The organism is Pseudoalteromonas sp. M8 (assembly GCF_018141365.1).
Taxonomy (GTDB): domain Bacteria; phylum Pseudomonadota; class Gammaproteobacteria; order Enterobacterales; family Alteromonadaceae; genus Pseudoalteromonas.
This window is the reverse complement of record NZ_CP047240.1, coordinates 2980363-3003613: the sequence shown is the minus strand read 5'-3', so window position 1 is coordinate 3003613 and position 23251 is coordinate 2980363. Positions and strand designations below refer to the sequence as shown.

Below are 23251 nucleotides of genomic sequence, written 5' to 3'. Positions count from 1 at the left end.
TATCCCAAGTTGCACTAATAATTTGCAAAGCGTAGCTTCACAAAGTGCCTTGAAAATCTCAGGTCTGAACCAAAGTAAACAGTCAAATTTCACAAGGTGAAACAGGCCTACCAAGGTTAATGGCGCGTATTGTATCAAAGCTGACAGGGCACGCCTAGTGCTAAATGCACAACGACTGTGGCATAATCTGCCGCGATTCACTGAATTTAGGAGTTAAGGTGGCAAAAGGGTTATTTAAATCGGGTATGATTGTCAGTGCCATGACTATGATTTCGCGGGTTCTGGGCCTCGTTCGAGATGCCGTCGTGGCAAACTTATTAGGCGCTGGATTGGCCGCAGATGTCTTTTTATTCGCCAACCGGATCCCTAATTTTTTACGTAGACTATTCGCTGAAGGCGCGTTTGCTCAGGCATTTGTACCTGTGCTTTCTGAAATTAGAGAAAAGCATGGCGATGATAAAGTGAGGTTATTTGTTGCACAAGCCGCAGGTACACTTGGCACGGTGCTACTTATTGTCACTATTTTGGGCGTAGTTGGTTCGCCTGTCATTGCGGCATTATTCGGTACGAGTTGGTTCATAGATTGGTGGCAAGGTGGTGCAGATGGTGAAAAGTTTGTGCTTGCAAGTGCACTATTAAAACTGACCTTTCCTTATTTGTTCTTTGTTTCTCTCGTGGCTCTGAGTGGCGCGGTACTGAATGTTTATAATCGTTTTGCCGCAGCTGCTTTTACCCCTGTATTATTGAACGTTGCGATTATTATTTGCGCTATTTTCCTTCATGATAAATTTGAGCAGGGTGCATATGCATTGGCACTAGGGGTATTTATTGGGGGAATGGTTCAACTGCTATTCCAAATACCGTTTTTACTGCGTTTAAAGGTGCTAAGTCGCCCCCGCTTTGCTTGGCGAAGCCCCGAGGTAACCAAAGTAAGAACTTTAATGATCCCAGCATTATTTGGAGTTTCTGTTAGCCAAATTAACTTATTAATAGACACCGTTATCGCCTCGTTTTTAGTCACAGGCTCAATTGCTTGGTTGTATTATTCAGATCGATTAATTGAGTTTCCACTGGGTCTGTTTGGTGTTGGAATTGCTACGGTCATCTTACCTGCATTGTCGAGGTTGCATGCCGGAGACAATAGTTCAGACTTCCAAAAGACGCTGGATTGGGGGTGCGCTTCGTTGTTTTTTTAGGTTTACCCGCAATGTTTGGGTTGATGGTAATAAGCCCACTTATCATTTCAGTATTGTTTGGACACGGTGAGTTTGTTTCTCAAAATGCAGACAATATAGAAAAAGTCAGCTTAGGTGTTGCTGCATATTCCGTCGGTTTGCTAAGTTTTATGCTAATAAAAGTGCTCGCTCCGGGGTTTTATGCGAGACAAGACATAAAAACGCCAGTTCGTATAGGTATCATTTCGATGGTACTGAATATGGTGTTTAATCTGCTTTTAGCTCCTTTTATTGGCTATATCGGCCTTGCATTGGCAACTTCATTATCAGCGTCTTGTAATGCGTTTTTACTTTATCGTCAGCTGTCACATCAAGGTGTGTATCAGCTAAGCGCATTTTCTCTTGGTTTTACTGCCAAATGCTTTGTTGCAGCGGTCGTGATGGCTGTATGTGTATACTTTCTCGGCGCACGTTTTGAATGGCTAGAGTGGGGACTGATGGAGCAGGTGCTATTACTTTGCGGATTATTAGTAACTGCGATGGTGAGCTATTTTAGTTTACTATTTATACTAGGGGTAAGATTGAGCACAATCCGAGATGCTTGATTCGCATTTTTAAGCAACTTGGGTATAATCGGGCTCTTTGATATTTGCTGCACAAAGGCACGGCACTATGCAACTAATCCGAGGGATCCATAATATTCGACCACATCATTTTGGTTGTGTGTTGACGATTGGAAACTTTGACGGGGTTCATCTTGGACATGTAGAGGTTTTGAAGGGGCTGATTAGCGACGCAAAACACTATCAACTTCCAAGCACAGTGATGTTATTTGAGCCGCAGCCCTTGGAGTTTTTTGCCAAAGATAAAGCACCGGCTAGGCTGACGCGATTACGTGATAAGCTAGTCCTGTTGCAAGAGCTTGGCATAGAGCGGGTCATTTGCGTCAACTTTAATCGCAAATTTGCCTCGCAAGATGCAGAGCAGTTTATCAAAGAAGTCCTAGTGACAAAGCTTGGAACCAAGGCGCTCACGGTCGGCGATGACTTTCGTTTTGGCCGTGAACGTGCTGGTGATTTTGCAATGTTAAAGCAAGTAGGCGAACCGCTAGGTATGCAAGTAAAAGACACGGCAAGTTTTCGCAAGCAAGATTGTCGTGTAAGTAGCACGTTGATCCGCACGGCACTTGCGGCTGGTGATTTACGTCAAGCACATGATATGTTGGGCCATACCTATGCCATTTCGGGCCGTGTTATTCACGGTTGGAAGAAAGGCAGAGAGCTTGGTTTCCATACTGCAAATATTGCCTTAAAACGCCAAGTGAGCCCTGTGCGCGGTGTGTATGCGGTCAAAGCGACTGTGAATCACAAAACACATTATGGCGTAGCGAATGTTGGCACTAAGCCAACCCTAAACGGAACGAAAGCCCTTTTAGAGGTGCATCTGTTTAATTTTAATGAGACCATCTACGGTCAGTTTATGAAAGTGGAGCTAATTGAAAAGCTTCGCGATGAGCAAAAATTCGAAACATTGTCGCAGTTAACAGAACAAATCAGTCGTGATGTTAGCAATGCAAAACAGTGTTTTTCTTTAACGTAGCCGATACGGAAAGTAGGATAAATGAGCGACTACAAACATACTTTAAATCTACCGGAAACTGAGTTTCCGATGCGTGGTAATTTGGCGCAACGCGAACCAAAGATGCTGAAAAAATGGTATGAAGAAGACCTATACGGTCAAATTCGCATTGCGAAAAAAGGTAAAAAGCCATTTATTTTGCATGACGGTCCTCCGTATGCAAATGGTGATATTCACCTAGGTCACTCAGTAAACAAAATCCTAAAAGATATTATTATTAAGTCAAAAACGCTTTCTGATTTTGATGCACCTTATGTACCTGGTTGGGACTGTCATGGTCTTCCAATTGAGCTACAGGTGGAAAAGAAAGTAGGCAAACCAGGTAAGAAGGTATCGGCTGCTGAATTCCGTGAAAAGTGCCGCGACTATGCTAAAAAGCAAGTTGATGGCCAAAAAACAGATTTCAAACGCCTTGGTGTTTTAGGTGACTGGGATAAGCCATACCTAACCATGAACTTTGATTTTGAAGCCAATGCTATTCGTGTGCTTGGTCGTATTATCAAAAATGGTCACCTGCACAAAGGTGCAAAGCCAGTTCACTGGTGTACGGATTGTGGTTCAGCACTTGCAGAAGCGGAAGTTGAATACCAAGACAAACAATCGCCAGCAATCGACGTAAAATTTGTGTTTGCTGATCAAGCGGCAATCATTGGTGCGTTTGGCTTGGCCGAAGGTCACGAAGGCAAAGGCGAAGTAAGTACCGCAATTTGGACTACAACGCCTTGGACATTGCCTGCAAACCGCGCTGTGGCAGTACACGGCGCGCTAGAGTATGCGCTGGTACAAATCGAAGATGAAGGTCAAGAGCAGCGTATTGTACTTGGTTCTGAATTAGTCAAAGACGCTGTTGATCGTTTTGGATTCAAGCACTTCCACGTACTAGGTTACGCGAAAGGCGCTGCGCTTGAGAATCTGCGCGTTGCACACCCATTCTTAGATTTCGATGTGCCTGTTATTTTAGGTGAGCACGTAACAACAGACTCAGGTACTGGTATCGTTCACACTGCACCTGGTCACGGTCAAGAAGACTTTGCTGCGGGCCAGGCTTACGGTCTAGAAGTTGCAAACCCTGTTGGTGCAAATGGTGTTTATCTACCAGATACACCGATTTTTGCAGGTCAGCACGTATTTAAAGCAAATGACAGCATCATTGAGTTATTAACTGAGAAAGGCGTATTGTTCCGTCATAAGGCGCTAACGCATAGTTATCCACATTGCTGGCGTCACAAAACTCCTATTATTTTCCGTGCGACGCCACAATGGTTCGTCAGCATGGATCAGGCTAACCTACGTGCTGATTCACTGAATGAAATCAAAAAGACAGAGTGGTTACCAGAGTGGGGTGAAAGCCGCATCGCAAACATGGTTGAAGGTCGCCCTGACTGGTGTATTTCACGTCAGCGTACTTGGGGTGTACCAATCGCATTATTTGTCGATAAAGACACCGGTAGCCTACATCCTGAAACGGAAGCCCTTATTGAAGCCGTTGCTAAATTAGTGGAAGAAAAGGGTATTCAGGCGTGGTACGACCTAGAGCTTAGCGCGCTATTAAGTGAAGCAGATGCTCAACAGTACGTAAAAGTACAAGATACACTAGACGTATGGTTTGACTCAGGTGTAACACATGCGTGTGTTGTTGATGCGCGTGAAGATTTAACAGGTCCTGCAGATCTTTACCTTGAAGGCTCGGATCAGCACCGTGGTTGGTTTATGTCATCAATGATGACTTCAGTTGCTATCAATGGCCATGCACCTTATAAGCAAGTGTTAACGCATGGCTTCACGGTCGATGAAAAAGGCCATAAGATGTCTAAGTCATTAGGCAACGTGATCTCGCCGCAAGACATCATGAACAAACTAGGTGCAGATATTTTACGTTTATGGGTAGCTTCTACCGATTATACGGCCGAAATGACTGTGTCTGATGAAATCTTTAAGCGCTCAGCTGACCGTTATCGTCGTATTCGTAACACAAGTCGTTATCTACTTGCGAACCTAAGCGGCTTTGATCCAAAAACGAATTTAGTAGCAATTGAAGATATGGTTGAGCTAGATCGCTGGATTGTTGCGCGTGCTGCACAGCTACAAACTGAGATCAAAACAGCGTACGACAAGTATCAAATGCTTCAAGTAACACAGAAGCTTATGAATTTCTGTACTGGTGAATTGGGTTCGTTCTATCTAGACGTGATTAAAGACCGTCAGTACACGGCGAAAAGTGATAGCCATGCCCGTCGTTCTTGTCAATCAGCGCTTTATCATATCGCCGAAGCGATGACACGTTGGATGGCGCCAATCATGAGCTTTACTGCGCAAGAAATCTGGGAAGTATTACCAGGTGAGCGTGGCCAGTTTGTATTCACGGATACTTGGTATGATGCAATTGAAGGGGCGACAGAAGGCTCGTTGAATAACGAGTACTGGCAAAACCTACTGGCGGTACGTGATGAAGTAAACCGTGTGCTTGAGAATGCACGTAAAGAAGAAGTGATCGGTGCGACGCTACAGGCTGAAGTAACGCTATATACTGGCGGTGACTTAGCTGAGCAGCTCAACGCCATTGGCGACGAATTGCGCTTTGTTTTACTGACTTCGAAAGCAACGGTAGAAGTAGTCAACCGCAAGCCAGAAAATGCAATTTCATCAGAAATTGATGGTTTATACATTAGTGTAGCGGCAACATCGGCTAAAAAATGTGATCGTTGTTGGCACTATACGGACGACGTAGGTAAGAATGAGCAACATGCAGATATCTGTGGCCGTTGTATTAGTAACGTTGAAGGTGACGGCGAGCAGCGTCAATTCGCCTAGGAGTAAAACGTGACACAAACTACACAGAAAAGTGGTCTGGTGTGGTTGTGGCTTAGTCTACTGCTTTTTGCAGTAGACTATTTCACCAAAGCACTGGTTATGACTGAAATGGAACTCTATGAGTCCATTGATATTTTGCCTATATTCAATCTCACCTATATGCATAACTATGGTGCGGCTTTTAGCTTCCTAAGTGAAGCAGGTGGCTGGCAACGTTACTTTTTAAGTGGCATTGCCGTGGCGATTAGCACTTTATTGATTTTTTGGCTACGTAAGTTGCCGGCATCAAATTGGAAGTTGGGATTGGCCTACGCGCTGGTATTAGGTGGTGCGGTAGGAAATTTATACGACCGCATTATTCATGGTTATGTGATTGACTTCCTTCATTTCTATTATCAAGACTGGCATTATCCAGCGTTTAATGTCGCAGACATGGCGATTGTCGGCGGTGCTGCACTATTAATTTTCGATGCCTTTACCAGTGGCGATAAACCACAGGAGAAAAATGCGTGAGTGAGCAACTAATTGGAGCAAAGTCTGAAGTCTTGTTCCATTTTTCAATCAAGTTATCAGACGGTTCAGCAGCAGATTCTACCAAAGTTCATAATAAACCCGCTAAGTTGTTTATGGGTGATGGCAGCCTGACGGAAAATTTTGAAAAGTGCTTGCTTGGATTAAAAGCGGGCGATGAGAAATCTTTTGAGCTAGAGCCAGAAGACGCGTTTGGACAACCAAATCCTGATAACATCTATTATGTTGATAGAAGCAAATTTGGCGCAGAAACCCCTGCTCAAGTAGGTAGCATCATTGCATTTACGCAACCTGATGGTACTGACTTACCTGGATTGATCCGAGAAGTAGCCGGCGACTCGGTAACTGTCGATTTCAATCACCCGCTTGCAGGCCAAAAAGTAACGTTTGAAGTTGAAATTCTTGAGGTAAATAACTGATGGATATCTTGCTGGCAAACCCGAGAGGATTCTGTGCAGGTGTAGATAGAGCGATCAGCATTGTTGAGCGTGCACTCGATATTTTCGAAGCGCCTATTTATGTTCGCCATGAAGTTGTTCATAACAAATATGTTGTTGATGGTCTGAAGTCTCGTGGTGCGGTATTCGTTGAAGAGCTAAATGAAGTGCCAGACGACAGTATTGTTATTTTCAGCGCGCATGGTGTTTCTCAGCAAGTACGTAATGAAGCGAAGCGCCGAGAGCTAAAAGTCTTTGATGCGACTTGTCCGTTAGTGACAAAGGTGCATATGGAAGTGACGCGTGCTAGCCGCAGAGGTACTGAGTGTATTTTGATTGGGCACCATGGGCATCCTGAAGTTGAGGGTACTATGGGGCAGTATGACAATCCGAATGGTGGTATTTATCTCGTTGAAAAACCAGAGGATGTAGCAGCACTCGAAGTGAAAGATGCTGACAATGTGTTCTATTGCAGTCAAACAACATTATCGGTAGATGACACTGCGGATGTAATTGACGCACTGCGTAGCAAGTTTCCGAACATCAGTGGTCCTCGAAAAGATGATATCTGTTATGCCACGCAAAACCGCCAAGATGCGGTTCGCGACTTAGCGGACAAAGTTGATTTATTGCTTGTGGTGGGTGCGAAAAATAGTTCTAACTCTAACCGTTTAAGAGAGCTTGCGGATAAAATGGGAACTAAAGCATTTCTTATCGATGATGCCTCTTCCATCGAAGAAGCTTGGTTCGATGGGGTTGCAAAGGTAGGTGTAACTGCCGGCGCATCTGCACCTGAAGTGTTGGTTCAACAGGTTATCTCTCGACTTAAAGAACTTGGTGGGAAAACGGTAGTTGAGAACCCAGGACAAGAAGAAAATGTCGTGTTTGCCGTACCTGTAGAACTCAGATAAGAGAGTTAGCACGATGACACCGCGTATCAGGTTGTTGTCTGCACTATTGAGTGAGCGAGGTGTGCTAGCATTGCTAGTTGCCTCGCAAATCCTAGCCTTTTTATATACGTTGATTTCCGCGACTGCGTTTTGGCAATCCCTTGGGTTAACTAGCTTATTTATTCATTTCACTGCCTTTTTATCACTTGCCGTGATAGCGATTGTGCGCCACGCTGTTGAGAAGCGCTCAGATCTAGTTGAAGCAGGTATTCTCATTTCTGTCTTCGTGCTTTGTACTGTTGTCACTAGTACGGCTTTTCCCTATGGTTTTACATTGCTCGGTTGGATTGATGAGGCAAAAATTGAATTGAGCTTATGGCGTAACATCGCAATATGTCTTTGCATTATCACGCTTTTCGCGCATTTCTTAGCTATCTTTACCGATAATATTCGTAAGGTGAAAGCGCTATCTCAAGCGGAACTTGAAGCGTTACATGCGAGAATTCGGCCGCACTTTTTATATAACTCACTCAATACAGTGGCCGAATTGACTCATATCGATCCAAGTGCAGCAGAAAAGTCAGCATTAGCCCTTGCCGATTTATCTCGCGCTGCGATGTCCACACAAAATATTGTTCCGCTGGAAAGTGAAATATCTTTATGCAAAGCGTATTTAGCACTTGAGCAGTGGCGCTTTGCAGAGCGTCTGAGGGTAGAGTGGGAATTAGACAATGTCTTGGGAGATGTTTTGATCCCTGCGTTGATATTGCAGCCATTGGTGGAGAACGCGGTTAGCCATGGGGTAGAGCCAAACCCAAATGGAGCGGATATTCGTATTCATATTCACTGTAGTAAACGCACCTTAACGGTGGTAATTTTTAACAGCTATGACGCAAAATTAAAGCCGACGCACCAAGGGCATGGCATTGGGATAAGTAACATCAGACGCCGCTTGACTTTACACTACAATCAGCCCATTGATTTTAAAACCGAAGCCAGTCAAGATAGCTATACCGTCAGTTTTTCGCTACCACTATGAAAACAGTAATATCTTATCTTATTGTGGATGATGAGCCGTTGGCAAGAGCTCGCGTTAAACGACTAATGCAAAAGCACGTGGGCTTTCGTTGTATCGGTGAAGTTGACTGTGCTGACGGTGTGGAAGCGCTACTAAATCAGGAGCCTGTACAGCTAATTTTTCTTGATATTTCGATGCCAGGTCAGTCAGGTGTTGAGCTTGCGAGTCAATTACGCCTGCAATTTCCGAGGATGAAAATCGTGTTTCTAACGGCGCATCCGGAATATGCGTTAGAAGCATTTGAACTGCACGCCAATGGTTATCTAGTGAAGCCACTAGATAGTGATAAGCTTGATGCTTTATTGACTACTATCTTTCCGAGTATGGAGACGCTCAGCTATTACGTTGGCAGTGAGTTGCGTTACGTTCAGGCTTCGGATGTTATTGTTGCCGAGGCGGATGAAAAATATACGCGAGTAACCTTGAATTCCGGCCTACAAGCATTAATTGACATGTCACTCAAGTCACTGTTAGATAAGTTTCCAACACATTTTATTCAAATCCATCGCAGTACATTAGTTAAGCGAACAGAAATTTCTGCTTTAGAACTACATGAACAAAAGCACTATGTTTGCCTCAAGTCGCTGCCCAATCGCTATGAAGTTAGCCGTAGAGCTTATACCCAAATAAAAACATTGTTTTGAGTGTTAAGTGGTGAATAAACCGTTTATCGCCTCAATAGACCTTTCATACTATCTCGTATTGAGTTTCAAAGACGACCGCTTACACTGAAACTAGGATAATTGAATTCTGGTTGAGATATGCATCTTTCGCTAAAGCAACATGGCTTCACACTGTTAGAAGTGCTTATTGCTTTTATGATTTTGAGCTTTGGGCTGCTTGGTGCTGTGGCATTACAAGCAAAAGCTAAACAAGCAAGTTTTGATTCTATGCAGCGAGCCGCAGCGGTTGAGCTTGCCAGCGACATCATGCATCGTATTCGTAGTAATGATGCGACCGACATCACGACACTTTATAAGGTAAAGTTTAATAGTGAGAGCGGAACTACAAAAGCGGACACTTGTTATACCGGATATTGTAGTGCAGCTAGCATCGCGCAAACGGATATTGCTAATTGGCGTCGAGCCATAAGAGCACGAGAAAATACCGGTTCGTTGGATAATGCGGTTGTATGTATTACTCCCACCTCGAGTGCCACCGATCCTTCCGGGGTAAATGTGAGGGTTGTTGTCACGTGGCGAGGACGTCAGGCCATGACTGCCCTTGAGGATAATCCCGCGGGGGATTGTGGTACGGTTGATGATAGACGCAGAGCGGTAGTCATGGAAACATTTGTTTTAATTAGGAGTGAGCCATGAAAAGGATGCTAGGGTTTACCTTATTGGAAATAATGATCGCCATGTTCATTGGTGTGATGTTATTAGCAGGTGTTATAGCAACATACATAGGTATGAAGGCGACCACCAATGACACGATGCAAATTGGAGAATTACAAGAAAAGGGACGCTTGTCTCTATCAATACTGCGTCGCGATATCGAGCAAGTTGGCTTTTGGGGAACCTTTTACGACAAAGGCTTCAAAAGTACCAATCAAAGTGCACCAGCAAATCCGGGTAATGATTGCAGCGATGGACCTAATAATGGAAGTTTCCCTAACAACGACCCCACAAATTTTAGACCTATCTTAGCGACACTCTCCGACGGTGCTAATGCTATGGAGTGTATTACCAAAGCGATACCCGAGACCGAAGTGTTGCAAGTGAAGTTTTTGGAAGGTAACCCAGTGGAAATCACAGGACTAGTTCCAGATGGGACACAAATCCAAAATGGAAGATACTACTTTATTGCGCAGCAAGAGCAGGCGGAGTTTATTGCTGGTAATACCATTGGCAATATGCCAAGTGTAAACGCCACATTGTGGCCTTATAGTCACCATGTTTATTACATAAGTGAAGAGCAGCAGGTGATTAACAATCGCACTATCACCATCCCTGTATTGAGAAGAAAACGTCTACTGGTAAGTGGTGGAATGAGTGATGAGCTGGTCATTGAAGGGGTTGAACGGATGCGGTTTGTGTTTGGCTTAGATACCGATTATGACGGCCGCGTAGATAGATATAGGCACACTGCGAATATGTCTGAGGCTGATTGGAGCGGAACGCGAGGGATTTTATCTTTGCAGTTGTTTGTTTTAGTTAGAGTCCTACAGCCTGATGCAGATTTCGGGGTGCAAAAGCGGACTTACTATCTGGGAAATGATCCCAATAGAAGCGAGCTAACTTATACAGATGCCGTTCGCAGAACGGTTTTCTCAACTACGATTTCGATGTACAACATGGGAGGCTCAGCATGGGAAATGTAAAGCAACGAGGTGTGGTGCTGATCATGGCGATGGTGATGGTGGTTGCTGTTATGGCGGTTGCAGTGACTTTAATGAGCACAAGTACCTTGGATATTAAAATGACACATGCGGTGATGGAGCGAGAAGAAGCCGAGAGTTTACTGTTTGGTGAAATGCAAAGGTTGATAAGGCAAGAGCAACGAGCCCCCAATAATGTGTTTTTACGCTCACGACAGCAGCTAGCAGATGGTGGCGCGACAGTACAAACACCCAATGGCTTACAAGCGACCGTGAAAAACTTAAATAACGGAGAGCTTGAGCTATTTTGTCCCCGACAATTTGATTACACAGATGGGTTCGTCTGTAACATGACGGAAGTCCAGGCCACGGTGGAATACGGCGATAGAGGTCGTCACAATGTAACTATTGTGATGGGTGTTGGGCAAGAAATAGTCAGTGTTTCAAATTAACTATAGACTTCTTCGGATATAAATTATGAAAAAGTTATTTTGTATTTTAATTGCTTGGTCCGCGTTGACACAAATCGTTCAGGCCGAAGATATCGAGCTTTACGTTAAACATAATGTCTCTACCCGTGAGCAGCCCAGAGTATTAATGTTATTTGATACATCGGGCAGTATGGCGTGGGACTCACAAAATGGTAAGGCGTGTTATGAGCGTTACTCATATCGCGTGTGGACTGGCTGGCGTTATGAAACACGTTATGGATACCAAGAAACAGAGTGCTTTAACGGTAGTAACTGTTATCAAGCAAATGAGTACAATCAAGCTGTACAGGGCTGTGCTGATAGCCGCCTCAAAGTTGCGCAAAACGCGATGCGTAAACTGGTGAAAGACAACGCAGATATCCAATTTGGTTTATCTCGCCTATATTCTTCAAGTGGCGGTTATATATTAAATGGTATTGGTAGTAGTAGTGATGACATTGTAGAAAAAATAAATGCATTACCTGCTTCTGGCTCAACGCCGTTATCTGAAACCTTATGGGAGTTGTATAACTACCTTAAAGGTGGAGATGTCTACTGGGGCGAAAACGGTGGAAACGATAGAGATAAGAGTATAGAGCGTCGTGGTAATTATATCTCCGCGTTTACTCCAGCCCGTGGCGCGGATGAACGCTGCGATACCTCAATTAATTTAATTTTAATGACAGATGGAGATCCAACCAGTGACACTAGCTCTAACAATAGCATAGTGAATGAATATTTTTCAGTCTATGGCTCTTATCCCAATTACTTTGATATAAATGAAGGTTCTGGTGTCACTAAAAATTATTTACCCGCATTAGCTAAAACAATGCGCGGTACGTCTCAAGTTAAAGTTGACTTATATCCTTCTACACCTGATGAACACGATTTTGCACGGGTCTTCACGATTGGTTTTGGTAATGGTATGTCGGGTACAGGCATAGATCTGCTTAAAGAAACCGCGACGCAAGGTGGTGGGCAATATCTTCATGCGCATACCGCAAACGACTTATCGGACGTGCTCAAAACCACGATTACCAATATCAGAAATGTGAGTGCAAGCTTTAGTTCACCAACCGTGTCTGCCAACGCACAAGATCCGACGCAAACCGGAAATGCTTTATACTACACTCAGTTTAAGCCGGAAACTCATACTCGCTGGCGCGGTAACCTTAAAAAATTAAAATTTGAAAATAAAAAAGTGGTGGGCCAAGAAGGTACCCCCGCGATAGATGAAAAAGGCGCAATCTCAAACAGTATTACCACCTTTTGGTCAGCTGGAGGCTCGAAGGATGGCAATAATATTGAAAAGGGTGGTGTTAACTACGCTTTGGAAAATCAACTAACGAGAAAAGTGCTGTCGGATTTTGACGGCGGCTCGTTAGTTGAATTTACTTATGATAATGCAGAGAGTGCATACGGTGGCCGAACACAATTAGCGGATGCGATGGGCCTAAGTGGTGCCAGTAAAAGCCAGTTACAAGAAGTCTTCAACTGGGTAATTGGCAAAGATGTAGATGATGACGATGGAGATGGTTTTTCTTCGGATAGAAGAGCCGATATATTTGCAGATCCGCTTCATTCAAAGCCAGCATCAATTGACTATGGGAATGGTGACGTTCGCATCTTAGTAGGCACCAATGCTGGTGTGTTACACATGTTCAAAGACAATGGTAACAGTGTAAGCGAAAGTTGGGCATTTATTCCGAAGTCACTTTTATCTATCTTAAACCCAGTGAAAACGGAAAAAGCAGAAACCAAGTTATATGGCATGGATGGCCCAATTACTGTCTATTTTCATGATATCAATAAAAACCGAAAAGTAGAGTCTGGTGACAAGGTGTGGGCCTTTGTTGGTATGCGCCGTGGTGGAAACAAGTACTATGGTTTCGATATCACTAACCCTGATTCGCCATCATTACTTTGGGGTGGGCCTATTTCTGGTGATTCAAATAAGTTTAAAGATTTGGGACAAACGTGGTCTAAGCCTGTCGTCAGCTTTATTGAGAAGCAAAAGAATAGACCCGTATTGATTTTTGCTGCAGGTTACAACACCAACAAAGATAATGTATCGCGCTCAGTCGACGAGAATAACAAAGGTGTTGGCATTTACATGGTCGATATTATGTCAAACAATGCTGATATCGTTTGGTCGCTTACGGGGGATGCGTTTAAGGGGGAGCATAGCATCGTTGCGCAACCTGCATTGACGGATTCGGACTACGATGGCTTTAGCGACCGAATATATTTAGCGGATACCGCAGGCAGTATATGGCGAATAGATATGCCTGGACCAAACCCTAATGATCCTACGGAGCCGTGGACACACTTTGAGCTTGCACAACTGGGTAGTACAGCCGCTGATCAGGATAGACGTTTTTTCTATAAACCGACGATTGCGAGAACGTTTTATAGTGAGGTAACTAAAACTATCTTCGGTACAGGAGCGAATGATTATCGAATGGAGCGAAAAGATACACCGTTTGATGCCATTGTAATAGGTAGCGGCAACCGCGCAAAACCAACAGACTCAAGTGTAACGGATTATCTATTTATGGTTAGGGATGTGAATACCAAAACACAGTCATTTGTCGAGGATATCCCAGAGCCGATAGTCATCAGTGATTTAATGGAAATGAAAGATGATCCTTTTGGTAATGCGGTAAATGACTTGGACAAATTCGTTAAACAAGAGGCTAAGCTGGCTCAATTTAAAGGTTGGAAGTATCAATTATCTGGTGGAGAAAAGTCGCTAGCAGAATCAACAGTGATTGGTGGGGTCGCTTATTTTACGTCATTTACCCCAGCAGACCAGACTACTCAGCAATGTACGCTCACGGGCGGCAAAGGCCAGCTCTATATGTTTCACTTGCACTATGGTACGGGTAAAACCTATATTACATCACAAGACTTACCAGATAAGCCCTCGATCATAGTAAGAGACAATATTGTGTATATTCCAGGTCCAGGGATTGAAGCAGGACCTGATGCAAGTACTCCATTTGCACCACCGAGTATTCCTAGTGAACCGGTACCCGTTAAAAAACCGGTTGAAATATTCACAACCAAAAGTACAAAGATAAAGACTAAACAGCTTTATATCTATAAGAGAGAAGATAGCGATGAGAAAGGGAAAGATGAATAGAAATAACTCCGCAGGTTGTTTAGTCGAAAGAGGGTTTACCTTAATTGAAGTAATGATAGTGGTGGTGATTATCGGGATCCTATCAGCTATCGCTTACCCTAATTACAGTGAATACGTTAGGAGGGGGGCAAGAGCAGACGCTATGACTTTGTTACTTGACGCTGCGAATAAGCAAGAACAATTTTTTGTGGACAACAGAGCTTATTCGAATGATCTTGAAGCAATCGGTGTACCAACAGCAACAGAGAATGGCTACTTCAACGTGACACTTGAAAACGTCACCAATGATACTTTCAGAATTGTTGCAACAGCTGCATCGGGGCCCGTACAAGGTGATGAGCAGTGTCCTGCTTTAACTATCGATGAACTTGGGGTTCGTGGTGTTACTGGGACAACGAATCAAGACGCTATAGACAGGTGTTGGGAGCGCTAGTTTTCTGGGGAAGTAGTTAACTTCCCTTTTTATTAATACTAACTATCCCCGAGCTTAGGTTATTTACTTTTGACACTCATCAGTATCTTTTAGAGTGCTTTTCCCTGTGTAGCTAACTGACAACGACAATCCCACAGTAGAACTTGCGTTACAGTAGACAAAAGTACCGTTATAGAGTCCTGCGAGATGACCAAAATGACGAAATATAATGGCGTTTCTTGGGTAGGTGAGCTTGTCACCTGAGTCTACTGAGTCCACAACCGCTAACTTATAATCATCGTCTGAAAACTCACCTTGAGGGTGGTAGTCGATAAAAACCGTTAACTGAGTGTGCCATTCTTTGTCGTCGCAGCGATTGTTTTTCAATGGGCACAAAGTAACGGTTGCACCGCTTGCAACGGCTTGAATGCGAGCAAAATTAATGGCCCGTCGTAATGCTTCCAATTTTATTTTTGGTTTATCAAACTGAAACAAAGCAGTAAGAGTGGGAAGAGAAAATAAACTGACGATGGTGATAATCGCCAAACACACTAAAGATTCCAATAGGGAAAAACCCATATGACGATGCATATCCTTTGCCTCGTATTATATTTTCTTTAAGCCTAGTCGTTTATATGTTAAAGGCAAGATTGGAACTTCGAGATAATTTGCGTATCGGTGTTTTGCGTCTATTCACAGGATTCTGTCGTACTTCCTCGATATAATGCTGTGCCAGCGGTTGAAACACTCAGCTGCTGATTATTGTTGTCATCGCCTGGGCAATAGGTGAAATTGCCAGCGTTTGAACCACTTAAGAGTCCGCTTGAATCAAACCTTAGAAGATTGCCAGCAGGCTGGTCTTTGTTCTTAAACACCATAGTGTCGTTATCGTCTACGACCTCCATAGTGCGATGGATAGTATCTCCATTACTAAATGTGCCATTTTTATCTCTGTCAACAAACACGCTAATTCTGTTTGTTGCCCAATTATCTTGGCAAGTAAATGCAGTCCTAGCTTGAATATTGGCTGGTGGCGCGGGGCAGAGAATGACAATGTCGTCTGCAGCGGTTGCTTTTACACGAGCAAAAGCGATATTGCGTTGTAATTCTTGTAAGAAGGACTCTGCTCGGTTACGTTGCAGCAGGTTGCCATCAAAGCTAAATGAAATGGCCAACACGATAGCCAATATAGCGATGGTTATCATCAGTTCTAGTAGATTGAATCCTGCTGATTGTTTCATTACCGCCTCACAACCAAAAAGTAATAATTTATGATTAATATTATTGCGTGAAATCACTTCAACTTTCAATGTCTTTGTTTGCCTTGGGCAAGCGGATTGTCTAAAATCGACGCTATACCAAAGGAATCGAGATAGTCATGAAGAAAATAGAAGCAATAATTAAACCGTTTAAACTTGATGATGTCCGAGAAGCGCTTTCGGATGTGGGGATCACGGGTATGACGGTATGTGAGGTAAAAGGTTTTGGTCGTCAGAAAGGTCATACTGAGTTATATCGCGGTGCTGAATATATGGTAGATTTCTTGCCTAAAGTAAAACTTGATATTGTTACCGCAGATGAAGACGTTGACAGAGCCATTGAAGTTATCCTAAAAACCGCTCAAACGGGCAAAATTGGTGACGGTAAAATCTTTGTGACCGATGTTGAGCGTGTGGTTCGGATCCGTACAGGTGAAGAGGACGAAGAAGCAATTTAATACGCTGCTCAGTCAAATGCTTACCTTTTAAGGCTGCTTACCTTCTATTATGGGCAGCCTAAATCCTTCCTTATTACAACTACAATCAAAAAAACACGCTGACGGCTGATGTCTATGTACAGGAAACAAGTATTTTTTACTGCTGTAGAATGCTTGAAGGCGAGTACTGGTGAAAGAGGCGTCACGACATTGGTGATATCGTGACTTAGCACTCTTTTTATTTGTTACGTGCGTTAACCGATTTGGCTTTTTTCACGTTATCTGCAAGGTCAGGAAGACCAAGCTTTCGGTAGCTTTTTTCCATAATGTCAAAAGCTTGGGTCAGATAACTACTTTGAGAGTAGTGCTCTACTACATATTTGCCACGGTTTGCTGCGGCAAGATATGCTTCACGTTCGAAGTAATATTCAGCGACTCTCAGTTCGTAACGAGCCATTTTGTTTAGTAACCATACTAAGCGTTTTTTCGCCTCTGGTGCATACGGACTGTTTGGATAGTTTTTGACTAACGTGGTTAAATCCTGAAAAGCAACGCGGGTACGATTGGCATCGCGGTCGGCTCTGTCTACACCGAAATATTCTTGGAATGCGTTTTCGTCAGCTTTAATACTTACCAGACCTCGCATGTAGTACATGTAGTCTAGGTCTTTATGATTTGGATTTAAGCGAATAAAACGATCAATAGTGGCAAGTGCTTGGTCAGTGTTACCTGTTTGATAATATGCATAGACTAAGTCCATTTGAACTTGTCTTGCATAAGGGCCAAACGGGTAACGAGCATTAATCGCGCCCAATAATTCAATGGCGCGGGCATATAAACCTGAATCTAATGTTTGTTTAGCATCTTCATAAAGCGCTTGGGCGGATTTGTTTGGTACGCGTTCAATATCTTCTTGTTCTGGTGCGGATGAACAGGCTGCCAAACCCAAAACAGACGCGGCTAACGCCAGCCTAAAGGCGTGTGTCCTTAAGTTTTTAATCATTTTATTTTACTACCTTTGTTTTCTTCGGCTAGGCCAACTCGGCAAAACCGAGTAAACTATGCATTAATACGATTCTAACCCAGTCGAGCACGGCTTGCACTGGTAAATTAGGTAAAGTTTCAGATGTCAGAGCAAATTTCCCTCCAAGCGGAGGTTCCAGTCGAACTCGGTGGTAAACGTCTAGACCAAATATTGGCGCAATTGTTCCCGGATTTTTCTCGTTCAAGAATAAAAACTTGGATCCTTGAAGATAAAGTCACCGTAGATGGTGAAGTATTCAACACCCCTCGTGAAAAGTTACTTGGTGGTGAAAGTGTCGCTATCGAGACGGTTATCGAAGCACAACGTGAATACGAAGCGCAAGATATAGAGTTAGACATTGTTTACGAAGATGATGACATTCTTGTGATAAACAAGCCGATGGGGCTGGTGGTTCACCCCGGTGCCGGTAACCCAGATGGCACTGTGTTAAATGCTCTGCTGCACCATCACCCAGAAATCATTAACGTGCCACGTGCTGGCATCGTACACCGTCTAGACAAAGACACGACTGGTCTAATGGTCGTAGCGAAAACTATTCAAGCACAAACGCACTTGGTGAAGAATCTGCAAGCGCGTGAAAACTTCACACGTGAATACGAAGCTGTCTGTAATGGCACGATGACCGCAGGTGGCATGATTGAAAAGCCAATCGGTCGTCACGCAACCAAGCGTACACATATGGCAGTACATGAGATGGGTAAGCCAGCTATCACTCATTACCGTGTTGCTGAAAAGTTCAGAGCACACACGCGATTGCGCCTGCGCCTAGAAACCGGTAGAACGCACCAAATTCGTGTACACATGGCGTATTTGAATCACCCACTAATTGGCGATCAGCTCTATGGCGGCCGTCCTCGTCCACCAAGAAATGCAACTCAAGGATTAACCGAGCAATTAAGAGAGTTTAAACGTCAGGCATTGCATGCTATAAAATTGAGTATCGCTCACCCTATTACTGGCGAGAAGATGACATGGGAAGCGCCTGTGCCTGAAGATATGATTAAGTTGGTGGCAGCGCTCAGAGAAGACACCAAAGAAAACCCGGATTTAACGTTATAAGATGCAACTTGCTCAGTGGCCATTAACCCAATTAGTTGGGACATTATCAACAACGCGTAAGGGCGGTGTTTCAGCGCCGCCGTATGATAGCTTCAATCTAGCCTTTCATGTTGGTGATAATGCTGAACATGTAGCCGAAAACCGTCGAATTTTACATGGTTATGTGGCCAACCCGATTGTATGGCTTGAGCAAGTACATGGCGCAGAAGTGGTGGTGGTCGACGAGCAGTTTGAAATCGCACAGGTCCATCAAGCCGATGCCTTATACACTCGATTGCGTCAAACACCACTGGCTATCATGACAGCAGACTGCTTACCCATTCTGCTTGCATCAAAAGATGGTGAAGAGGTGGCCGCTATCCATGGTGGTTGGAAGCCTCTTGCGGCTGGAATTATCTCGCAAACACTGGCTAAGTTTAACTGTGCACCTGAAGAGATCTGTGTATGGTTTGGCCCTGCGATTGGGCCTAGAGCATTCGAGGTGGGCGAAGACGTAGTAGAGGCTTTTGAGGCGCAACGAAATACGGCATTTGTTGCCAAAAAAGACGGTAAATATATTGCGGATATTTTCGAGCTTGCACAATCGTTACTACGCGAGCAAGGTGTAAAAAATTTTTACGGCGATAAACACTGTACAGTAACTATGTCCGAGCAGTATTTTTCCTATCGTAGAGACAAAACAACGGGCCGTATGGCAACTTTGATTTGGCGCAAATAATCAGGGTAAATTATTACTTTTACGCTTGATCTTCGTTCAGTTAATACCCATAAATAAGGTAATTCGATATTTTATATGGGTAAATAAATCATGCGTTTAGATAGATTTACAAGCAAATTCCAAGCTGCGCTTTCCGATGCGCAGTCATTAGCGCTTGGGCGCGATCACCAATTTATTGAACCTGTTCATTTAATGTATGCTTTGCTCCAACAGAGCGGATCGAGTGTGCGCGCATTATTAGCACAAGCAGGTGTGAGCGCCGACGAGCTTAATACTAAGTTGTCACAAGCCATTGAAAAGCTATTTAAAGTAGAAGGTGTAGGTGGTGATGTACAGCTTTCAAATAACCTTATTTCGCTGATCAATCTGTGTGATAAATATGCACAAAAGCGTAAAGATAAATATATCTCCAGCGAGCTATTTGTTTTTGCTGCGTGCGAAGATAAAGGCCCATTAGGCGAGATTTTCAAAGCGCTTAACATCACCCAGCCAAAGATTGAGCAAGCCATTAAGGCTATTCGAGGGGGTCAAAAAGTGGATGACCCTAATGCCGAAGACACTCGCCAAGCTCTTGAGAAATTTACCATCGATCTCACTGAGCGTGCTGAGCAAGGTAAGCTTGATCCTGTTATTGGCCGTGACGACGAAATTCGCCGCACTATTCAAGTGCTACAGCGCCGTACTAAAAACAACCCTGTACTTATCGGTGAACCGGGCGTTGGTAAAACCGCCATCGTTGAGGGGCTCGCGCAGCGTATTATCAACGGTGAAGTTCCTGAAGGTTTGAAAAGTAAGCGCGTACTATCGCTAGATATTGGCGCATTGGTGGCAGGAGCCAAATACCGTGGTGAATTTGAAGAGCGCCTAAAGTCGGTATTGAACGAGTTGGCTAAAGAAGAAGGTCAAGTTATTCTCTTTATTGATGAAATCCATACTATGGTAGGGGCTGGCAAGACCGACGGTGCAATGGATGCAGGTAACATGCTAAAACCCGCACTTGCTCGTGGTGAGCTTCACTGTGTGGGGGCGACCACGCTCGATGAATATCGTCAGTATATTGAAAAGGACGCGGCACTTGAGCGTCGTTTCCAAAAAGTATTTGTTGCAGAGCCAACCGTAGAGGACACCATCGCGATTCTACGTGGCTTAAAAGAGCGTTACGAATTGCACCACTCGGTGGATATTACCGATCCCGCGATTGTCGCTGCGGCTAATTTATCACATCGTTATATCTCAGATCGGCAGCTTCCAGATAAAGCTATCGATTTGATAGACGAGGCAGGGTCTTCAATTCGGCTGCAAATTGACTCAAAGCCGGAGCAATTAGATAGACTAGAGCGCCGTATCATCCAACTAAAATTGGAAGATAACGCGCTGGCAAAAGAGAAAGATGAAGCGAGTCAAAAGCGTCGCACTGAGATGCAAACGCTCATCAATGAATTAGAAGCTGAGTATCGTGAGCTTGATGAGGTGTGGAATGCCGAAAAAGCCTCACTACAAGGCACACAAGTGATTAAGGCTGAGCTTGAGCAAGCGCGTTTAGATCTAGAAGTCGCGCGTCGAGCAAGTGACTTGCAACGCATGTCCGAACTGCAATACGGTCGGATCCCTGAGCTTGAGCGAAAACTAGACCTTGCTTCTCAGGCTGAAATGCAGGAAATGAGCCTTTTAAAAAATCAGGTGGGTGAAGATGAAATTGCAGAAATTTTATCTCGCTGGACTGGAATCCCGGTAGCAAAAATGCTTCAAGGTGAGCGTGAAAAGTTACTGCAAATGGAAGACGAGCTCCATAAAAAAGTGATTGGGCAAGACGAAGCCGTTAATGCGGTTGCCAACGCTATCCGTCGCTCACGAGCCGGGCTTGCAGACCCAAATCGCCCAATTGGTTCGTTTTTGTTCTTAGGTCCAACAGGGGTCGGTAAAACGGAGCTGACCAAAGCGTTAGCCAACTTTATGTTTGATACAGAAGACGCTATGGTGCGCATTGATATGTCCGAGTTTATGGAAAAACACTCAGTTGCGCGCTTGGTTGGTGCACCTCCTGGCTATGTTGGCTACGAGGAAGGCGGTTATTTGACAGAAGCGGTAAGGCGTCGTCCTTATTCTGTGATTTTGCTTGATGAGGTCGAAAAAGCGCATCCAGATGTATTTAATATCTTATTGCAGGTCTTGGACGATGGTCGCTTGACCGATGGTCAAGGTCGCACGGTTGATTTTAAAAATGCGGTGATCATCATGACCTCGAACTTGGGGTCGGATGTCATTCAAGAGCAAGCAGGAAATAACGACTACGCGACACTCAAGGAGCGTGTTATGGGCGTGCTTGCTAGTCAGTTTAGGCCTGAATTTATTAATCGCATTGATGAAACTGTGGTGTTCCACCCGCTTATCAATGAGCATATTAAAGAAATTGCGAGTATCCAGTTAGACAGATTGAGTAAACGCTTAACTGAAAAAGGCTTTGCGCTTGAGCTCAGTGACGCCGCGCTTGATAAAATCGCTGCAAGCGGGTTTGATCCTGTATATGGTGCCCGTCCTCTAAAACGAGCAGTGCAACAATACATTGAAAACCCGTTGGCGCAGGACTTGTTACAAGGGAAGTTTGTGACTGGAGATACCATTAAAGTCGAGGTTGTCGACGACCAGATAGTGTTCAATCACTAATATGGCTAAACGCTCTTACAGCCATACTGTAAGAGCGTTTTTCTTTCCCATACTGTAAATTTCTTCAAACTCTTTACCCTTTCGCGTATTCTACAAAGATAACAAACTGTCTTCTAAGAAAGCCGCACATGATAAATAAGTCAACCACTTACGGTATCTACGAATTTGGTGATAGCAATCAGCTGTGTAGTACCACCATTTCTTTGCCAGCGCTTAGTTCAGGCCAAGTGCGCATAAAAGTAAACAGTACCAGCATAAATCCTATTGAAGTGAAAACCAGACAAGGCCTTGGTTATGTTGCAGCGCAAAAAAGCGCAGATGCCTTTTTGCCGCTCGGATATGATCTGCATGGTGAGGTGGTTGAGGTTTATGGCCCAGATAACCAATTTAAAGTCGGCGACCTTGTCATAGGTATGATTGGGTTTGCAAGTAACCCCGGAACCTATAGTGATTATGTAGTGGCGCTTGAGTCAGAGCTCATTAAGGTTTCTTTGCAAGAAAATCCAGATATTGCAGGTCTTTGTCTTGCGGGTCTTACGGCAAAACAAGCGCTAGATAAATTTTCGAATCATAATCGTCCACTATATGTATTGGCACCAACCGGTGGCGTGGGGCATTTTGCAGTTCAACTAGCACAGCTTGAAGGTCGAAAGGTAGTTGCTGTCTCGACCCGCCCTGAGCACGAATTGTTGTCAAAGCTCAAGGTAACGGCAATAAGTTATGACGAATTTTATCAGCACCAAGTTGAATGCGATTTACTGGACTTAATTGGTGGCGATATTGCATTACAGTGTGTCGACTCGATGAAGCCGGATTCGCACCTAGTGACTATTCCCAGCGTCACCAAAGAAATGGTCTGTGAGCGAGCTACGACAAGGGGTGTAAGGGCTGAGGGGATGTTGGTTGCGAGTAATTTAGACGATCTTAAATATTTGTATCAGGCGTACCAAGCTGGCAAAATCAGCATAAACGTAAGTCATTACTTTGCTATGGCGGATATTGCGCTGGCTCATCACTGTATGGAAAGTGGTAAGCATGTTGGCAAAGTTATTATTAAGGCCTAAGTGTACTAAAAGTAACCATATTTAAATTGATTGCTCGGTTTAAATCACTCATTTAATGAATACACTTGGTATAATTTGGTTTCGACCCCATAAACTTG

Annotated in this window: 20 protein-coding genes and 1 pseudogene; 18 read left to right on the top strand and 3 right to left on the bottom strand. The window is 44.0% G+C overall.

Annotation, left to right across the window (positions count from 1 at the left end):
• The first annotated feature begins 218 nt into the window (after positions 1 to 218).
• The 13 genes and pseudogenes from murJ (at position 219) to GSF13_RS18215 (ending at position 14928) form a co-directional block, all read left to right on the top strand.
• Positions 219 to 1780 (top strand): annotated as a pseudogene (gene murJ / locus GSF13_RS18275) (murein biosynthesis integral membrane protein MurJ).
• Positions 1781 to 1847: 67 nt separating this feature from the next.
• On the top strand, positions 1848 to 2774 hold the full coding sequence (gene ribF / locus GSF13_RS18270) for a bifunctional riboflavin kinase/FAD synthetase (protein WP_174169977.1): 927 nt from the start codon (positions 1848 to 1850) through the stop codon (positions 2772 to 2774).
• 21 nt (positions 2775 to 2795) lie between these two features.
• Positions 2796 to 5624 (top strand): isoleucine--tRNA ligase, encoded by a 2829-nt coding sequence (gene ileS / locus GSF13_RS18265; RefSeq protein ID WP_206473398.1) that lies wholly within the window; start codon positions 2796 to 2798, stop codon positions 5622 to 5624.
• A gap of 9 nt (positions 5625 to 5633) precedes the next feature.
• On the top strand, positions 5634 to 6137 hold the full coding sequence (gene lspA, locus GSF13_RS18260) for a signal peptidase II (RefSeq protein WP_174169979.1): 504 nt from the start codon (positions 5634 to 5636) through the stop codon (positions 6135 to 6137).
• Positions 6134 to 6574 (top strand): FKBP-type peptidyl-prolyl cis-trans isomerase, encoded by a 441-nt coding sequence (fkpB, locus tag GSF13_RS18255; RefSeq protein WP_010370993.1) that lies wholly within the window; start codon positions 6134 to 6136, stop codon positions 6572 to 6574. Before lspA ends, fkpB begins: the two co-directional genes overlap by 4 nt.
• Positions 6574 to 7503, top strand: a complete 930-nt coding sequence (ispH, locus tag GSF13_RS18250; RefSeq protein ID WP_211866609.1) for a 4-hydroxy-3-methylbut-2-enyl diphosphate reductase — start codon at positions 6574 to 6576, stop codon at positions 7501 to 7503. The genes fkpB and ispH overlap by 1 nt, the downstream gene beginning before the upstream one ends.
• A gap of 13 nt (positions 7504 to 7516) precedes the next feature.
• Complete coding sequence (locus tag GSF13_RS18245) at positions 7517 to 8521, top strand: histidine kinase (RefSeq protein ID WP_010606670.1); 1005 nt, start codon at positions 7517 to 7519, stop codon at positions 8519 to 8521.
• Positions 8518 to 9204 (top strand): LytTR family DNA-binding domain-containing protein, encoded by a 687-nt coding sequence (locus GSF13_RS18240; protein WP_174169982.1) that lies wholly within the window; start codon positions 8518 to 8520, stop codon positions 9202 to 9204. The genes GSF13_RS18245 and GSF13_RS18240 overlap by 4 nt, the downstream gene beginning before the upstream one ends.
• 117 nt (positions 9205 to 9321) lie before the next feature.
• Positions 9322 to 9879 carry a type IV pilus modification protein PilV gene (gene pilV, locus GSF13_RS18235; RefSeq protein WP_174169983.1) on the top strand — a complete coding sequence of 186 codons (558 nt, stop codon included), beginning with the start codon at positions 9322 to 9324 and terminating at the stop codon, positions 9877 to 9879.
• A complete protein-coding gene (locus GSF13_RS18230) occupies positions 9876 to 10883 on the top strand; it encodes a PilW family protein (RefSeq protein WP_211866607.1) in 1008 nt (335 codons plus the stop codon). The genes pilV and GSF13_RS18230 overlap by 4 nt, the downstream gene beginning before the upstream one ends.
• Positions 10871 to 11332, top strand: coding sequence for a pilus assembly protein PilX (locus GSF13_RS18225; protein WP_095727498.1), 462 nt, complete (start codon positions 10871 to 10873; stop codon positions 11330 to 11332). Before GSF13_RS18230 ends, GSF13_RS18225 begins: the two co-directional genes overlap by 13 nt.
• 25 nt (positions 11333 to 11357) lie before the next feature.
• Positions 11358 to 14495 (top strand): PilC/PilY family type IV pilus protein, encoded by a 3138-nt coding sequence (locus tag GSF13_RS18220; protein WP_206473400.1) that lies wholly within the window; start codon positions 11358 to 11360, stop codon positions 14493 to 14495.
• A complete protein-coding gene (locus GSF13_RS18215) occupies positions 14488 to 14928 on the top strand; it encodes a type IV pilin protein (RefSeq protein ID WP_206473402.1) in 441 nt (146 codons plus the stop codon). Before GSF13_RS18220 ends, GSF13_RS18215 begins: the two co-directional genes overlap by 8 nt.
• Before the next feature lie 63 nt (positions 14929 to 14991).
• Here the strand turns inward: GSF13_RS18215 and GSF13_RS18210 are convergent, their stop codons facing one another.
• Together GSF13_RS18210 and GSF13_RS18205 are read right to left on the bottom strand one after the other, a co-directional pair.
• Positions 14992 to 15498, bottom strand: coding sequence for a GspH/FimT family pseudopilin (locus tag GSF13_RS18210; protein WP_238536744.1), 507 nt, complete (start codon positions 15496 to 15498; stop codon positions 14992 to 14994).
• Positions 15499 to 15596: 98 nt separating this feature from the next.
• A complete protein-coding gene (locus GSF13_RS18205; protein ID WP_238536745.1) occupies positions 15597 to 16148 on the bottom strand; it encodes a GspH/FimT family pseudopilin in 552 nt (183 codons plus the stop codon).
• Positions 16149 to 16285: 137 nt separating this feature from the next.
• Between GSF13_RS18205 and glnB the strand changes: the two genes are divergently transcribed.
• A complete protein-coding gene (gene glnB, locus GSF13_RS18200) occupies positions 16286 to 16624 on the top strand; it encodes a nitrogen regulatory protein P-II (RefSeq protein ID WP_010371023.1) in 339 nt (112 codons plus the stop codon).
• A 217-nt stretch (positions 16625 to 16841) separates the two neighbouring features.
• On the opposite strand, the gene GSF13_RS18195 is transcribed toward glnB, so the two are convergent.
• Positions 16842 to 17606: an outer membrane protein assembly factor BamD gene (locus GSF13_RS18195; RefSeq protein WP_010371025.1), complete on the bottom strand. Its 765-nt coding sequence runs from the start codon at positions 17604 to 17606 to the stop codon at positions 16842 to 16844.
• 123 nt (positions 17607 to 17729) lie between these two features.
• Between GSF13_RS18195 and rluD the strand changes: the two genes are divergently transcribed.
• The 4 genes from rluD to GSF13_RS18175 all read left to right on the top strand — a co-directional run bounded on the left by rluD (position 17730) and on the right by GSF13_RS18175 (position 23153).
• Positions 17730 to 18707, top strand: coding sequence for a 23S rRNA pseudouridine(1911/1915/1917) synthase RluD (gene rluD / locus GSF13_RS18190; protein WP_010371027.1), 978 nt, complete (start codon positions 17730 to 17732; stop codon positions 18705 to 18707).
• Between the two features lies 1 nt (position 18708).
• Positions 18709 to 19425 (top strand): peptidoglycan editing factor PgeF, encoded by a 717-nt coding sequence (pgeF, locus tag GSF13_RS18185; protein WP_206473404.1) that lies wholly within the window; start codon positions 18709 to 18711, stop codon positions 19423 to 19425.
• A 90-nt stretch (positions 19426 to 19515) separates the two neighbouring features.
• Positions 19516 to 22089: an ATP-dependent chaperone ClpB gene (gene clpB / locus GSF13_RS18180; protein WP_211866605.1), complete on the top strand. Its 2574-nt coding sequence runs from the start codon at positions 19516 to 19518 to the stop codon at positions 22087 to 22089.
• A 128-nt stretch (positions 22090 to 22217) separates the two neighbouring features.
• Complete coding sequence (locus GSF13_RS18175) at positions 22218 to 23153, top strand: NADP-dependent oxidoreductase (RefSeq protein ID WP_211866603.1); 936 nt, start codon at positions 22218 to 22220, stop codon at positions 23151 to 23153.
• Positions 23154 to 23251 lie beyond the last annotated feature (98 nt).